The organism is Bombella pollinis, assembly GCF_026385485.1.
Taxonomy (GTDB): domain Bacteria; phylum Pseudomonadota; class Alphaproteobacteria; order Acetobacterales; family Acetobacteraceae; genus Bombella; species Bombella pollinis.
Map to the genome: position 1 here is coordinate 174269 of NZ_JANIDX010000002.1, position 16046 is coordinate 190314.

Annotated in this window: 13 protein-coding genes and 1 riboswitch; of the genes, 4 read left to right on the forward strand and 9 right to left on the reverse strand. The window is 53.5% G+C overall.

Translation table 11 applies throughout. From position 1 onward, the window contains the following. Window positions 1–11 precede the first annotated feature (11 nt). From NQF89_RS02780 to NQF89_RS02790, 3 genes are all read left to right on the forward strand, one after another. Window positions 12–455: a hypothetical protein gene (locus tag NQF89_RS02780; protein ID WP_155579399.1), complete on the forward strand. Its 444-nt coding sequence runs from the start codon at window positions 12–14 to the stop codon at window positions 453–455. A gap of 181 nt (window positions 456–636) precedes the next feature. Continuing rightward, a complete protein-coding gene (locus NQF89_RS02785) occupies window positions 637–2868 on the forward strand; it encodes a DEAD/DEAH box helicase (protein ID WP_407652346.1) in 2232 nt (743 codons plus the stop codon). After that, a complete protein-coding gene (locus NQF89_RS02790; protein ID WP_099027146.1) occupies window positions 2865–4163 on the forward strand; it encodes a class I SAM-dependent RNA methyltransferase in 1299 nt (432 codons plus the stop codon). The genes NQF89_RS02785 and NQF89_RS02790 overlap by 4 nt, the downstream gene beginning before the upstream one ends. A 12-nt stretch (window positions 4164–4175) precedes the next feature. Here NQF89_RS02790 and NQF89_RS02795 read toward each other — a convergent pair whose 3' ends face one another. The 8 genes from NQF89_RS02795 to NQF89_RS02830 all read right to left on the reverse strand — a co-directional run bounded on the left by NQF89_RS02795 (window position 4176) and on the right by NQF89_RS02830 (window position 11498). Next, window positions 4176–4532 carry a HesB/IscA family protein gene (locus NQF89_RS02795; RefSeq protein ID WP_099027147.1) on the reverse strand — a complete coding sequence of 119 codons (357 nt, stop codon included), beginning with the start codon at window positions 4530–4532 and terminating at the stop codon, window positions 4176–4178. Between the two features lie 14 nt (window positions 4533–4546). Continuing rightward, window positions 4547–4996: an SUF system Fe-S cluster assembly protein gene (locus tag NQF89_RS02800; RefSeq protein WP_266137450.1), complete on the reverse strand. Its 450-nt coding sequence runs from the start codon at window positions 4994–4996 to the stop codon at window positions 4547–4549. 7 nt (window positions 4997–5003) lie between these two features. Then, window positions 5004–6215, reverse strand: coding sequence for an aminotransferase class V-fold PLP-dependent enzyme (locus NQF89_RS02805; protein WP_266137451.1), 1212 nt, complete (start codon window positions 6213–6215; stop codon window positions 5004–5006). After that, window positions 6205–7407, reverse strand: a complete 1203-nt coding sequence (gene sufD / locus NQF89_RS02810; RefSeq protein ID WP_266137452.1) for a Fe-S cluster assembly protein SufD — start codon at window positions 7405–7407, stop codon at window positions 6205–6207. The genes NQF89_RS02805 and sufD overlap by 11 nt, the downstream gene beginning before the upstream one ends. Continuing rightward, window positions 7404–8174, reverse strand: a complete 771-nt coding sequence (gene sufC / locus NQF89_RS02815; RefSeq protein ID WP_266137453.1) for a Fe-S cluster assembly ATPase SufC — start codon at window positions 8172–8174, stop codon at window positions 7404–7406. Before sufC ends, sufD begins: the two co-directional genes overlap by 4 nt. A gap of 3 nt (window positions 8175–8177) precedes the next feature. Further along, window positions 8178–9659 (reverse strand): Fe-S cluster assembly protein SufB, encoded by a 1482-nt coding sequence (gene sufB / locus NQF89_RS02820; protein ID WP_155573306.1) that lies wholly within the window; start codon window positions 9657–9659, stop codon window positions 8178–8180. Next, window positions 9634–10128, reverse strand: a complete 495-nt coding sequence (locus NQF89_RS02825; RefSeq protein WP_266137454.1) for an SUF system Fe-S cluster assembly regulator — start codon at window positions 10126–10128, stop codon at window positions 9634–9636. Before NQF89_RS02825 ends, sufB begins: the two co-directional genes overlap by 26 nt. Before the next feature lie 113 nt (window positions 10129–10241). Further along, complete coding sequence (locus NQF89_RS02830; RefSeq protein WP_155579403.1) at window positions 10242–11498, reverse strand: DUF445 domain-containing protein; 1257 nt, start codon at window positions 11496–11498, stop codon at window positions 10242–10244. A 213-nt stretch (window positions 11499–11711) separates the two neighbouring features. Between NQF89_RS02830 and NQF89_RS02835 the strand changes: the two genes are divergently transcribed. Further along, the gene (locus tag NQF89_RS02835; RefSeq protein WP_266137455.1) at window positions 11712–14504 is read left to right on the forward strand and encodes a phosphoenolpyruvate carboxylase; all 2793 of its coding nucleotides are present in this window, start codon (window positions 11712–11714) and stop codon (window positions 14502–14504) included. A gap of 66 nt (window positions 14505–14570) precedes the next feature. On the opposite strand, the gene NQF89_RS02840 is transcribed toward NQF89_RS02835, so the two are convergent. Further along, entirely contained in the window at window positions 14571–15905 is a 1335-nt protein-coding gene (locus tag NQF89_RS02840) for a voltage-gated chloride channel family protein (protein WP_266137456.1), read from the reverse strand. Window positions 15906–15951: 46 nt separating this feature from the next. Then, window positions 15952–16034, reverse strand: a riboswitch (Fluoride riboswitch). Window positions 16035–16046 lie beyond the last annotated feature (12 nt).

Here is a 16046-nt window from a genome sequence, read left to right on the forward strand (position 1 = left end):
ATGGATGAACTATGACCAGCTCTCTGCTTTGGGGCGTTGTCCTTGCCCTACATCTTCTTTGTATCACCTATTGGGTTGGTGGGGCTATTTTCTGCCTACAAACACGCCGCACCACACGTTTATTAGACGCCCAACAAGCCAGCACGGTTTTATTGCAGAGCTATAGCCGTTTTTTAAGAGCGTTATGGCATGTTATTCCTCTTGCTATTCTCAGCGGCATTGCGCTCATCATCCATGCAGGTGGGCATCTACCATGGCCGTATCATCTTATGGCCCTGTGCGGCCTCTTAATGATTATTCTCTTTCTAAGCATGACTTTTGGCCCCTTACGGACGGCACGCCGTGCTTTGCGGCCTCAACCGCAGCTCTTTACCACTTTACACCGCCGTACTGCGCTCATGGCACTTTGTGGCATTATTGCCATCTTTGCCGGGGCTCTTGGTGGGGTGGGCTAATAAACACCCTGTTTTAACTATAAACCGCTTGGCCTTCACCTTGCCAAAAAGGGCTTTTGCAGATAACAAACGAGAAACGCATACTGCAGAAGGTCGTTTCCCCTATCTGCAAAATGCGCGTGGGGCTGTCCGACGGGGTGCCGGATGGCCAGACCTGTAACAGCAATAGTCCGAGAATCATTTGAGCAGCAAAACCTCCTCTGGTCCGTCCAAAACCCGCAGCAGCACAAGCCGCACACGGAAAACCCCTTCCCCACGCACCAAAACAGCTAAGGCAGAGGCCGAAACGGGAACGGAACCATTAAGCGATGAGGATGTGAAGGCCGACTCTACGCCTACCCCCCCTAAAAAGACGACCACGCGCCGCCGCACAACGGCAACGAGCCGCAAAAAAGCCGTCACTCCTGCTGAGACAGAGAGTGGAGCTGATGCTTCTATTGAGGCTGAAGCTGCAACTGAGACGCCAAAACGCAAAACACCCACCCGCCGCCGTACAACCAAAGCTACCGCAGCGGAAGAGACCATTCTTGCTGACGGACCTGAAAAGAAGCCCGCTAAACGGACACGCCGTAAGACGGTGAGTGCAGATGAGGCCCCTACCACCACGGACGATGGCGAGGCCAAAGCCAAACCGACTACGCGTAAAAGAACGACCCGCGCCAAAGCAAAACCCGTAGCCTCTGAGCCTGAAGTGACGGATGCGGACGAGGCTCCAGTCCCCAAAACGCAGCGTACACGCCGTAAAAAAGCGGTTGAATCAAAAACCACTGCACCAGCCGATGAGGCTATAGCAGATGGCGATTCTACCACACCAAAGACAAAGCCCCGTACTACTACGCGGAAGCGGGCAAGTACGCGCAACACTAAGAGTGCAGACACCAATAAACCTGCTGAGCAGACCGAGACACAGCCCGTCACAGCGTCTTCATCGCAGCATAAAGACACCCCTCATCATGAGGATGCGGAGCAGGAAGGCCGTCCGCGCTTCCAAGACCTTGCCTTATCAGCCCCTATTCTTAAAGCTGTTGAGGCCATGGGGTATACTCACCCAACGCCTATCCAAGCTCTTGCCACGCCGGCAATTCTAGCAGGGCGTGATGTGCTGGGGGTTGCCCAAACAGGGACGGGTAAAACAGCCTCTTTCACGCTGCCTCTTCTAGAGAAGCTCTCCAAATCCCGCGCACGAGCGCGTATGCCGCGTTCGCTCATTCTGGAGCCCACGCGGGAACTAGCATTGCAAGTAGCAGAGAACTTCAAGCTTTATGGGGCACATCTCCGCCTGACCCACGCTCTATTAATCGGCGGGGGGAAACTGAATGAACAACGCGATATTCTTAATCGTGGGGTAGATGTACTCATCGCCACACCGGGGCGTTTACTAGATATGTTCGACCGCGGCGGGCTGCTGCTTACACAAACGGACACGCTCGTTATTGATGAAGCAGACCGTATGCTAGATATGGGCTTCATCCCTGATATTGAGCGCATTGTCAGCCTCCTCCCTCGCCAGCGTCAGACGCTTTTTTTCTCTGCGACGATGGCACCGGAGATTCGCCACTTAGCGGATAATTTCCTCAATAACCCGAAGGAAATCACCATTGCGCGGCAATCCTCTGTTGCTAGCACGATTACTGAAGGGCTGCTCATTGTCGAGAAACGGGATAAAAACCGCGCTATCTCCGCATTACTACGCCATGATGATGTTCAAAATGCCATTATCTTCTGCAACCGGAAGCGCGATGTTGATTCCCTAGAACATTACCTTACTAAACAGAAGTTCTCTGTAGGGCATCTCCATGGTGACCTCGCCCAAGATGTGCGTTTTGATACGTTAGAGCGTTTTCGCTCTGGTGAGTTATCCATTCTTGTTTGCTCTGACGTTGCAGCACGCGGGATTGATATTGGCGGGCTTTCCCATGTTGTGAATTACGACCTCCCCTTTAATGCGGAGGATTATGTTCACCGTATTGGTCGGACAGGCCGCGCAGGGAAGGAAGGAGTCGCCTATAGCCTCGCCACGCCTGATGAGCAAAAGCTGCTCGAATCTGTTGAGGCCCTCACCGGTAAGAAAATTGAAGCTATAGAGGTTGAGGATTTCCCCTCCCTGCAATGGCGCGGCGAGGATGAGGCGAAACCATCTCATAAAAAAGATGGGGCGAAAAATACCCGCCAAGGGCGCAACAAACGCGCCCCAGAGGCAAAAACGGACGAGCAACCCACACCGCCGAAGAAGCAAGCTTCACGCGCTCTTCTTCCTGAGGCGCGTAAGCATGACCATAAACGCTCTGGTCGGGCGGAGCTGCTCCCCCCTGTGCCAGAGACAAATGGCATGCAGGATGGTTTTGGTGAGAACGTCCCTGCCTTTATGAAGGTCAGCTATCTGCCAGATCCGCATGAACCTTCTGATTCATGAGGGGGGATTCCCAGCAATGCCATCTCACGGTCGAGCAGCTAGGCCGCTCAGGCGATGGGATGGTGCGTTACGAAGGACGCAGCTATTACATCCCCGGCACATTGCCCGGTGAGCAGCTTCATCTACGTTTTCATCACGAATCAGTAGAGCTTTTGGGGTGGGATCATTATGCCCCGGAGCGTGTTAACCCCCCTTGTAGCCTTGCAGGCCGTTGTGGGGGGTGTACCCTCCAACATATGGAGCCTACCGCCCTCCTGCATTGGAAGGCCCAGCACATAGAGCACGCTTTAACCAAAAGTGGCTTTACCGACCTCCCCACCCCCATAATGTATCAAACCCCACCTCATAGCCGCCAAAGGCTGGATGTGGCCCTGCAACGCGTGCCCGGTGGGGTTATTCTCGGCTTACATGAACGCGGTGGGGACCCCGTTGATATGACGGAATGTCCGCTCATCCGGCCAGAACTATTCGCTCTATTGCCCCCATTGCGTACATGCCTTGCCTCATTAGGGGCTTTGACAGGCCGGGGAGCTTTAGCGATTAATCTGCTCGAAAGCGGACCAGACCTCACCTTAGAAACCCCCGCCCCTTTGAGCGGCTCAGACCGTGAAAAACTCGCAGCTTTTGCGCGTGCGCACCATATACCACGCATCACATGGCGGCCTGCCCCCGGCAAAATGATGGAAACTGCTGCCCAGAATGGCCCCGTTTTTCATCATTTTGGGGGTGTAAAAGTCACCCCGCCCCCCGCTAGTTTCCTCCAAGCCAGTAGCGAGGGTGAGGCCGCTATTTGCGAAGCCGTATTAGCAGGGCTGCCTCCCCTCAACCGTAAAGACCGCATTATTGAGCTTTATGCAGGCTGTGGGACATTAACCTTCCCCCTCGCACAGCATGGTTTTGTGAAAGCCTATGAAGGCGATAAAGCGGCTATATCCGCGTTACGCGCAGCCACGCATGGAAGTCGCGCTGAGGGAGCAGAGCGCGACTTAAACCGCCAACCTCTCCTCCCAACCGAGCTTAATCAGGCACGCGTTGTTGTGTTGGACCCACCCTATGCAGGGACGGGCAAGCAACTCGCCTCGCTTATACGCTCGACTGTGCAGGACATCATCTATGTAAGTTGCAGCCCTGCAGCGTTGGAGAAAGAACTTCCAGCCCTCCACAAAGCTGGGTTCGCCTTGCTCTCATGGCATGTGATTGACCAGTTCCTATGGTCAAGCGACGTAGAGGCCGTCTTAACACTCTCGCGCGACCCCAAACGCATCCGCAAGGCGAGAAAAGCACGGCAAAGCTAATCTCTATACCGCTTAAACGTGGAAACTTTCCCCGCAGCCGCACCGGCCTTTCTCATTAGGATTGGTAAAGGTGAATCCTGATTCAAGCTCCTTCACCTCATAATCCATTACAGTACCGATGAGGAACAAAGTGGCCTTGCGGTCCACCAGCAACGTCAAGCCATGGTCCTCAACGCGCTCATCCCCTGCTGTGGCCTCAGAGACAAAATCCATCTCATAAGACATGCCAGAGCAACCGCGCTTACCAACACTAATCCGCAAAAGCTTACCCTGCTCTGCCCCTTCATAAAGGGCTTTTAAACGGGTAGCGGCTTTATCTGTTAAGCTCATCAAGGGTGGTAAAGAACGCTTCTTGGGCATTTCTGTCATGATATTCCCCTTGCTTAAAACATATTCAAGGCCAAACGGGCCTGATCGCTCATCCGGCTCATATCCCATGGCGGGTCCCACACGACCTTAACGGTCACTTCCTTCACCGTGGGGACGGAAAGAACAGCGTAACGGACCATCTGGGGTAATTCTTGCGCGCTAGGGCAGTTAGGCGCGGTAAGGGACATCTCAATATCCACACGGCCATCATCATGCAAATCAATCGTGTAAATCAGCCCTAGCTCATACACATTCACTGGAATTTCCGGGTCAAAGACCGTCTCAATCGCAGCAATGACTTCATCTTGCTGTGGCGGCGCATCCACTGGTGGGGGGACAAGCTCCTCCTCCCCCGCATAAGCCTCCTCTTGCGTAGGCAGGGGCATCCCTTCTGTAGGCGTAGTCGCCTCACCTACCAGAGGGGCTGTGGAATCATTCATCATCTGGTCATCTGCGCCTGTCATAACACCCTCACGCAAGTAAGCTACGCGTACGCTCAATCCCGTGTGCCAGAGCGTCTATATCATCACATGTTGTATAGATAGCAAAGCTAGCGCGTGCTGTCGCTTGCACGCCAAGCTCATGCATCAATGGTTCGGCACAATGTTGCCCCGCACGGATGGCAATGCCCTGTTGGTCCAGCAGTACAGCCAAATCATGCGGATGAGCCCCCTCCACTTGGAAAGAGAACACCCCCCCACGCTCTACAGGGCGGCCCATAATGCGAACACCCTCTAGCCCCTCAAGCCGCTCTTGCGCATAAGCCACCAACTCACGCTCATGCGTTTCTATCCGCTCAGCCCCTATGCCCTCAACAAAGCGAATAGCCGCCCCAAGGCCGAGCACCTCCAAAATAGCGGGCGTCCCAGCCTCAAACTTATGCGGCGCATCCGCCCATGTTGCTGCTTTAAAAGAGACAGAGCGAATCATATCCCCGCCCCCTAGGAAAGGCGGCATCTCCTCCAGCAAAGGCAGCTTACCCCACAAAATGCCAACACCAGTTGGGCCATATAATTTATGCCCCGTAAAGACAAAGAAATCCGCACCAAGAACCTGCACATCTACCTTGCGATGCACGATAGATTGGGAGCCATCCAAAATGATTTTTGCCCCATAATGATGGGCCAGCTCCACAAGCCGCTTGGCCGGTGTAATGGTCCCCAACACGTTGGACATATGCGTGACTGAGACAAGAGCCACACGACCATCACGCAGCAAATCCTCATAAGCGGTCAGGTCAATATCCCCCGCAGCATTAAGCGGTGCAACGCGCAGCTCAATACCCAACCGCTCTCGTAACATAAGCCACGGGACGATGTTCGCATGATGCTCCAAGGCGGAAATCAGCACCGCTTGACCAGGTTTTAGCTGATTGCCTAAGGAATGAGCCAAAAGGTTAAGGCCCTCTGTGCTATTCTTTGTAAAGACAATCTCACGCCGGTCCGCTGCATTAAGGAAGCGCGCTACATCATCACGCACGGCCTCATAAGCCTGCGTGGTCCGCTCGCTCATATCATAAAGGCCGCGATGAATATTCGCATAACAATGCCGCGCCGCATGCCCCATAGCCTCGATGACACATTCCGGCTTTTGGGCCGAGGCCGCACTATCTAAAAAGACAAGCGGGCGGCCATGTGCCGTCTCTGAAAGAATGGGGAATTGGGCGCGTACATCATCCAACATGGCCGGGTAATGCCTTTAGCAAATAATGACGGAGGCTCTCATGCTCTACGAGCTCTACCGTCTCTAGCAAGAAAGCCTGTACGAGCATATCACGCGCCTGCGCCTCTGGCACACCGCGCGAGCGTAGGTAAAAAAGCTGCTCCTCATCCAACGCCCCCACAGTCGCCCCGTGGCTGCATTTGACATCATCAGCATAAATCTCAAGCTCTGGCTTGCTGTTCATCTGCCCTTTTTCAGAGAGAAGCAGGGCCTGATTCATCTGATACCCATCCGTCTTTTGGGCAATTTGGTCCACCAAAATCTTACCCTGAAAGACCCCTTGCCCTTGCTCGGAGAGGACTGTCCGCACCGTTTGGCGGGATGTGCAATCCGGTGCGGCATGATGAATCATAGAGGACAGGTCATTCAGCCGCTCTCCATCCACAAGCTGAATCGCATTCACATTCGTATTGCTAAACGGCCCATTAAGCTGGCTAACAACCTCTTGCCGCGCTAAGGCTCCACCCTGATTGAGGGTAAAGCTATCATAATTGCCCCGCCCCTCAATCTTGGCCCCAGCAATCGCAAGGCGTGCTGCAAGGGGGCTCTCTTTTTGATGCGTGATATGGCTAAAATGAGCCTCCTCCGCACAATGAACATCCATTTGCGGGTTTGTCAGATACCGCCCAGTCCCCAGCTGAATATCCAGCAAAGTCAACTTTGCCCCTTTTGCTAAGGTAACACTATGGTGCAAATGGGTGGAGACATCCTCGCCCTCAGTAAGGCTGACCATAATCACCAAACCCGCATCCCGCCCAGCGGGAACCTTCAACCGCGCACCCGGCTGACGCAAAGCGGCATTCAATCCCGCTGAAAAGCGCCCTGTTAGCAAGCGCGGTACAGCGGCCCCATCACCATATTCTTGCACTTCCATACAAGCAGGTAGATGGGACAATGCAGGGCAGAATTGCCCATTGGCAAAAACCAAAATCCCATCATGCTGAGGGAGGTCTAGCTCTGCCACGCTCTGCTTAATGCGCGCCTCCCCCAACGCAGGAGCAGCCTGCCATGCCACCCCATTAAGCGATTGCAGCGGCGTATAATGCCATGCTTCCACTCGTCTTGTCGGCAGCCCCTCCGTACCAAGCAGGGCTGCACGCTCCCCAGCACGACCCGTTAGAGCCTGCCAAGCTGCTGCCTTATTCTCACTCACGCTGCGGCCTCAAGAAACTGTTTATAGCCTTGTTTTTCCAGCAATTTGGCCACCTCTGGCCCACCGCTATGGATGATACGCCCATGGGCCATCACATGCACACGGTCTGGCACGATGTAATCCAAAAGACGCTGATGATGAGTAATCACCAAAGAAGAGAAATCCGGCCCACGCAGGGAATTAACCCCCTCTGCCACAATACGCAGCGCATCAATGTCCAAGCCGCTATCTGTCTCATCCAAAATGGCTAAGGAAGGCTTCAATAAGCGCATTTGCAGCACTTCATTACGCTTCTTCTCACCACCGGAGAAGCCGACATTCACGGCCCGTTTGAGCATCTCATCCGACATGGAGAGACGCTTTGTCTCTGCCCGTACGAGTTTGAGGAAGCTTACAGCATCCAACTCCTCCTCCCCGCGGGCCTTGCGCACGGCATTAACGGCGGTCCGCAAGAAGTTAGCGTTATTTACCCCCGGCAATTCCACCGGAGCTTGAAAGGCCAAAAACACACCAAGAGCAGCGCGTTCTTCTGGCTCTAAAGCTAATAAATCTTGCCCCTTAAACTGCGCTGATCCTGCCGCAACTTCGTAATCCTCACGCCCTGCCAGAACATAAGAGAGTGTGGATTTACCAGAGCCATTCGGCCCCATAATGGCATGAACCTCCCCTTTGGGAATCTCCAAGCTTAGGCCCTTTAGAATCTCCTTTGGGGTGCCATCAGCATCAATCTGGGCTTTCAGCCCCTCAATTTTTAGAAACTCACTCATACCTTACCCCACGCTTCCTTCTAGGCTGATTTGAAGCAATTTCTGCGCTTCCACAGCGAATTCCATTGGCAGCTCTTTAAGCACTTCCCGGCAAAAACCATTGACGATAAGCCCCACAGCTTCCTCCTCGGAAAAACCACGGGAGCGACAATAAAAGAGCTGGTCCTCAGAGATTTTGGAGGTTGTGGCCTCATGCTCGACACGCGCACTCAGAGAGCGGCTCTCGATGTAAGGCACTGTATGCGCCCCGCATTGGTCGCCAATAAGCAAGCTATCGCATTGCGTAAAGTTCCGCCCATTGCGTGCCTTTGGCTGCATCCGCACCAAACCACGATACGTGCTATCGGACTTCCCTGCCGAGATTGTCTTTGCCACAATGGTGGAGCGTGTATCGGGGGCGAGATGGATCATCTTCGTACCCGTATCAGCTTGTTGATGACCATTTGTTACGGCAACGGAGTAAAACTCCCCCACTGAGCCTTTACCGGCAAGAATACAGGAAGGGTACTTCCATGTAATGGCAGAGCCTGTTTCTACCTGCGTCCACGAGATGCGGGCGCGATCGCCTTTGCAAATCCCCCGCTTGGTTACGAAGTTATAGATACCGCCTTTGCCATCCTCATCACCGGGATACCAGTTTTGCACTGTGGAATATTTAATGGAGGCATCCTCCATCGCCACAAGCTCTACAACAGCAGCATGAAGCTGATTTTCATCACGCTGCGGGGCTGTACAGCCCTCCAGATAGGACACTGTAGCACGGTCCTCAGCGATGATTAAGGTCCGCTCAAACTGCCCAGTATTACGAGCATTAATGCGGAAGTAAGTGGATAGCTCCATCGGGCAACGTACCCCTTTAGGCACATAGACGAAAGAACCATCGGTAAAGACAGCTGAGTTTAACGCCGAGAAGAAATTATCCCCCACTGGCACAACCGTGCCGAGATACTTCTTCACCAAGTCTGGATGCTCAATAATCGCCTCAGAAATTGGGCAGAAAATCACTCCCGCTTCGGCCAATGTTTTACGGAAAGTCGTCGCAACAGAGACGCTATCAAACACCGCATCAACGGCAACGGGCGTTTTTTGCCCGGCCCCCTCAACACCAGCGAGCATCTCTTGCTCATGCAGGGGGATGCCGAGCTTCTCGTAAGTCTTCAGCAGTTCGGGATCCACCTCATCAAGGCTTTTAGGCCCCGGCTTCTTTTTAGGCTGAGCGAAATAATGGGCATCTTGATAATCAATGGGAGGGTGCTTCACCTTCGCCCAATTTGGCTCGCTCATCTCCTGCCAAGACCGAAACGCCTTTAACCGCCATTCCAACATCCATTGCGGTTCTTTCTTCCGTGCAGAAATGAGCCGGACGATGTCCTCATTCAGTCCCTTAGGGGCGAGGTCCATCTCCACATCTGTCTCAAAGCCCCATTCATAATTGGACTTTGCCAGTTTCTCTACAGCTTCACGAGTTTCCGACACAGCCGGCATGGCATCCTCCCTGTCCTTCAGCTACACGCATTGTCGCTCCCGCCGATGCGGCAGAGGACGGATCAAACTTGAGAGCGGGGTTGGCCATATCCGCAAGGCTAATACTCTCTAACGCCTGACGAACAGCCTGATTGACCATATCCCATTGGCCAGAGAGACCACAGGTCTCCCCATGGACACATTCCCGCCCATCACAACAGGCGGTAACACGAATGGGACCATCCACAACCGTAATGACCCGCGCTACAGAAATATCCTTTAGCTCATCAACTAACCGGTACCCCCCACGCGCACCACGAAAGGAAACCACAAGCCCACCAGCGGCAAGGCCTTTTAACAGCTTTGCCACGGTTGGCTCTGGCACGCCTGTCTCCTGCGCGAGAGCCGCCGCCGTGGCCAAAGTCCCACGCTCCCCTAATCTTACGAGGACAACAGTCGCATAGTCAGCCAATTTGGATAGTCTCAGCACGGTGAAAACCCACAACCTCTGTTACGATTCTTTATTTAAGACCTGCACGGTCCGTATTCAAGGAGGTGGCCTATATTTTCCCGGGGGTCAAGCTTTATCTTGGGTTTTTTAGGCTATGGTACAAGCCAAACCAACAAAGCTTCTAACAAAGCTCCTACCACAAAACCCACCACGGTGCCATTCACACGAATATAAGCGAGGTCACGCCCAATACCGGCCTCTAACCGTGCCGAAAGGCTCTCTGCACTCCATTCTCCCATCACGCGCTCTATCATCCCTGCGGCATAATGCTGCGTAGCAGGCAGAGCCTTTATTACTGCTTGCTGAACTGCTTGGTTCATCCGATTAGACAAAACCGTCCCATGCGTTAAGCTCTCAATAAATTGCTGATAAATCGTGCGTAATGCCTGCATGCTTAGCCCATCATCACGCGCGCTATCATCCTCGACCATCATCCGCAAACGCTGCCATAAGCTCCCACTCCATTCCTTGACACTTTCATGGGCAAAAAAGGCCGTAATGCTCTCCATCACATCATGCGCACTTTGTGGGTCGTCCTCTAACTCCTGAATCTTTGTGCGTACCCACCGGGTAAAGCCATGTCTTAAATCGGAATCCATGGGGTCCACACGTCCCAACTCGGCCCGTAATGCTGTAAGCACTTGTGTTGCAATAGATGTTCCCATAGCCCAGCCAATCAGCCGTCCACCTTGCTCCTTCACCCGTTTTTCTACAAAACCTCGTAAATCCTCCTCGCGCGTTGTAACAAACTCCTTCAACTGAGCGAGAAAGAAGGAGAACACCTCCTGATGTATCTCCTCATCCACTAACGCTTTAAAGCCTCGCAACACTAGAGCTGTGACATCTTCACGCTTTAAGAGTGTGGGAAATAACGTCACCAAAAACGAACTACCGCGCCCATCACCAATACGCTCTAAAATCGCTGGGGTCAGGTTGCGTAAATATCTTAGGATTTGATTCTCGATCTCTGGCTTTTGCAAAAAGCGCGCTAACAAAACAGGGAGATCAACTTGCTCTAATAGGCGAATCACCTCCACTTTTGTGAGAAAATGCTCCACCATAAACCGCCCCAAAGCACTCCCAAGCTGTGCTTTGCGTTGCGGAAGGATAGCCGTATGCGGGATAGGCAGCCCTAGAGGATGGCGAAATAAGGCCGTCACGGCAAACCAATCAGCAACCCCACCAACCACACCAGCTTGGCTACCAGCTTGGAGCATGTCCAACCATAATGGTGTGCCATATAGATGTTGCCATAGGCTCAACCGGCTAATAATTGCCACGCCGGAGGCTCCTGCCAGCAACAATGTCGCACTCAGAGAGACCCGATTTTTCCGCTGTGGAACGGACATGATAACGGTCACCCCCTCCTAAAGCCTCGATAAAACCCACGCTTATTAAAACGGAGGGGCTTATCCTCGCTCCTTAAAGTAAGTACGCAACAGTTTTTATCAATGCTTGGCTCTCTAGCACGATTCCGCCTATACAGGAACAATCACGTTAGAAGGGGAAGTGAGCCTTCCCTACCTAATAACCACAAATGAACACAAGCGAGACTGTTCCTCATGCCAGATTGCGCCTCCCCAACTGACGCATCGCCTGCCGAACTGATTAAATCCTACGCGGCTACGCTTACACATAAGCCGCATGACCTCTCCAGCCTCATTATTACATTAGCGGAAAAAATAAGTGCTCCGGGAGAGAATGAGACAATCAAACAGGCGATCCGTCTATTACGGGACCGCAACTTCACAACACGCGCTGCCGCCCTGCGCCGTTATATCGGCTTAGAGCAAAACGGGGCGGAGGCATCCCCTACCGAACGGTTACGCCATGTAGCAGAGCAGCTTGTAGCCCATGCAAAAACGCCGGATGACCTCGCTATAACGGGTTTTTCTGCCGTTTTTACAGCCCATCCCACCTTTGCTTTAGCCAATGATGTGTACGACCTTCTCGCCCAATGTGCGGAGGACCCGGCCCATCCTCTCCCCATCCTGCCGACCCATCGCCGTGCTGCCCCTCCCACATTGGATGAGGAACAGGCCCTCGCCCTTGCCGCCATCACGCGCGGACGCGATGCATTGGATGTCCTCGCCCAAAACATCTTCCAAGCAGCACGTCAGCGTTGGCCAGAGGTCAAGAACCTAAATCCCGCCCCTATCAAACTCGCAAGCTGGGTAGGATTTGATACTGATGGACGTAATGATATTGGCTGGTGGGATACAATCCGCATCCGCCTCGGCCTTAAAATCGCCCAGCTAGAACGCCTCTTAGAGGGGCTGAAAAAGATTGGACTGCACGATTCCCCTCTCGGGGAGCGCGTTCTTGCGGCCCTTATGGCCACTGTGCAGCAACGCGATGCCTGCCCACGCTCCATCCCGGGGAAAAGCTTAACGCCAGAAGAGATTGTTCAATTCTCACACAAGCTCATCTCATTGCGCGAGACGGCCTTGCTTCATGCGGAAGATTTGCTCCCGCTCTTCCAAGCAGAGCGTGCCAAGCTGGATGACGCAACGGCTCAAGAGCTTGATGTCATCCGGGCTGGCTTTCTCAATCACGGTCTTGGTATCTCCCATATCCATACCCGCCTCAATGCTGCGCAGATTTATAATGTCGCACGCACGCGTTTAGGGTTGACGGACGATCCAACACTCCCCTTCCATCGCCGGGCTTTACTCTCCCATATTGATGCCGCGATGGATAACCTCAAACCCCTCGCGATTGATTTCGGGGCCTTGTTGGTTGAACCAAGTGCCGCCTCGCGTTTGATGATGGTGATGGCGCAGATCCTCAAACATATTGATTCCGGCTCGCCCATTCGCTTCCTCATTGCAGAAACGGAGAGCGGCTATACGCTGCTTGCGACTTTGTGGTTAGCGCGCCTCTTTGGGATTCGGGATGAGCAAATCGAAATATCTCCCCTCTTTGAGACTGAAACAGCTCTCGAAAATGGGGCGGAGATTCTTGAGGAAGCCTTCCGCTCTCCCCATTGGCGGGCTTATCTCCGTGTTAATGGGCGGCTCTCGCTGCAATTTGGTTATTCCGATTCCGGCCGGTATGTCGGCCAGCTCGCAGCAGGGCCAATGGTCGAGCGGCTACGGTTACGCACCTTAGAGCTTATGAAAGAACACGGGCTGGATGACATCGCCCTCACTATGTTCGACACACATGGTGAGAGCATTGGCCGTGGGGCACATCCTTTCAGCCTTAAAGAGCGGTTGGATTATTTCTCCCCCGCTAATACCCGCCAAGCGTTAAAAAAGGCCGGTATCACCAGCCGGGTGGAAACGGCCTTCCAAGGGGGGGATGGGTATCTTCCCTTCGGCACGGCTAAGCTTGCTGCCTCTACCATCGCCACATTAGCGGAGTTTGTCGCCGCTCAACATGAGCCAATCGACCCTATTGCTTTAAAAGACCCCCTCTTTAGCAAGCCTGATTTTGCGATGGATTTCTTCTCCACCATCGCCCTAAAGATGGGGGATTTGGTGGATGACCCCGGCTATACAGCCCTCCTGAGTGCTTTTGGCCCCTCTTTGGTGGATAAAACAGGCTCCCGCCCTTCTGCTCGTCAATCCGATACAGCGCGGGTAACGCGTATTACGCACCCAAGCCAAATTCGCGCTATCCCTAATAACGCCATCCTCCAACAACTTGGCTGGTGGGCCAATGTGCTACATGGCCTTGGGGGCGCAGCACGACGTCATAGCGAGCAATTTGAGCAATTACGGCATAAATCTCCCCGTTTTCGCCAGCTTATGGATTTCGCAATCCAAGCTCTTAAACATTCGGACCTGGATGTCCTGCGTGCGACCATCCATCAGCTTGACCCCGGCACATGGCTCAACCGCGCAACAGAGTGCGATAATGCCGATGACCGTATGCACTTCCTCAGCATCGCGCGCGACTTGGAGGAGCTAGAGTTCTGGAAGAGTGTGCCCGCCCTTTTCCGCCGGATTCAACGGGAGGATATTGCTCTCCGTTCCGCCTGGCCAGAAACACCCCGCATGGAGGTTGAAGAAAAGCTCCTCCATGTCATCCGTTTCGCTTTGATGGAACGGATTTGGACATTAGGCACCCAGATCCCCTATTTCGGCCCACGTGGCGGCCTCACGCGTGAGGCCATCACCACCTTGATTCTCTGCCTCGATGTCCCACGGGCCTTGCGCCTCTTGGATGATCTTTTCCCCATCTCTGCCCCCAGCATTGCCGACCTCGACTTCGGTGAACCCGGCGGGGCGGGAGAAGCCCAAGGCTTTGCACGCGAACATCGGGAAATCTTCCAACCGCTGCAAGAGGCGTTTGACCTCCTTCGTGAGGTTGGCATCGCCATCATGCATGCAAACCATTGCTTTGGCTAACACGCTTATAATGGTCCCTTCCCTCTGAAAGGGACCATCAAGCAAAAAAGCAGCGCGCGCGAGCGGTTAGTCCTCCTCCCGCCACACACCGTTTCTGGCACGTTTTAACAAGATACCGGGTTGGAAATCAGCCCGCCAAATCTTGGGGATACCAACCCGTTGGGAGAGGTAAATCCCCGTATGGCCGGAGCATAAATACGCAATAAAACAACCCGTTGCGTAATAAACGATGTTCGTACCCCCAAAAAGCTCGACCCCCATAATGGTACAAGCTAATGGGGCATTTACTGCGCCCCCAAAGACAGCCACCATGCCTACACCGGCTAGCAAATCCCCCGGCACACCTAAAAATGGTGCGAGGGCATTGCCTAACCCAGCCCCTATGAAGAAGAGCGGCGTAACCTCCCCTCCTTTATAGCCTGTTGCCAAAGCAATGACGGTAAAGAGCAGCTTTAATAACCAACTCCACGCATAATGTGTTGAGCCGAAGAAATTGACAATGGACGCCCCGCCAAGCTCCGGTGCTGTAACGCCCAAGCCCAAATAATCCCGCGTCCCTAAAAGCCAGACCAGTGCAATCGTTGCGACACCGCCAATAGCTGGCTGCAACCATGTTTGAGGACAAAGCTTTTTAATAAGCGGAGCAAGCCTATACACCCCCTCGGAGAACGCCTTACTCGCAAACCCAAAGGCTACCGCTGCAAGGGCCACTTTAGCCCATAACAACGCATCCACATGGAAAGCAGGCTGACCTTGAGCTGCAAACCCTTTAAAACTAACGATATAACTCGCATGATGAATTCCCCATTGATGGCATGTCCAATCTGCTATGATGGACGTTACTGCAACGGGCAAAAGTGCTGAATAATCCAACGCCCCAAGCGTGACGACCTCCAGCCCAAACACCGCCCCGGTAATCGGTGTGCCATAAACTGCCCCTAGGCCGGAGGCCATACCAGCCATGAGGAGGATACGCGTCTCTCTTTCATCAAGGCAGAAGAGTCGCGCAAAATTACTGGCAAGGCTTCCGCCCATCTGCACTGCTGTACCTTCCCGCCCGACAGATGCCCCGAATAAATGGCTCACCACCGTCCCAATGAACACAAGGGGAGCCATACGCAACGGTACGCCTTCACCAGGCTTGTTAATCTCATCAAGAATGAGGTTATTGCCCCCGCCGGCACGGCCACCCCACCAATAATAAGATAACGCTACAGCAACACCCGCCAAAGGCAGCCCATATAGAATGTTCGGATGGGTAAAGCGATAATGCGTTACCCATTCCAACATCCACAGGAACAGAGCGCAGAAGCTCCCTACAAACAGGGCAAGCGGCACTAAAAGGCAGAACCAACGGCCCAAGCGCAGCATAAAGGCTATAATTTCTTTAAAAGATACCATATCAGACTCCTACACCATGCCCCTTATCCTTAATTCATAAGGGGGTCCATTGGTAGGAATCATCAGCCTTTCCCTCGCGGGTGGCGGTTCGGCCTATCGGCCCGGTGGTAATCCATCACCGTATAACGAGGATAACATCAT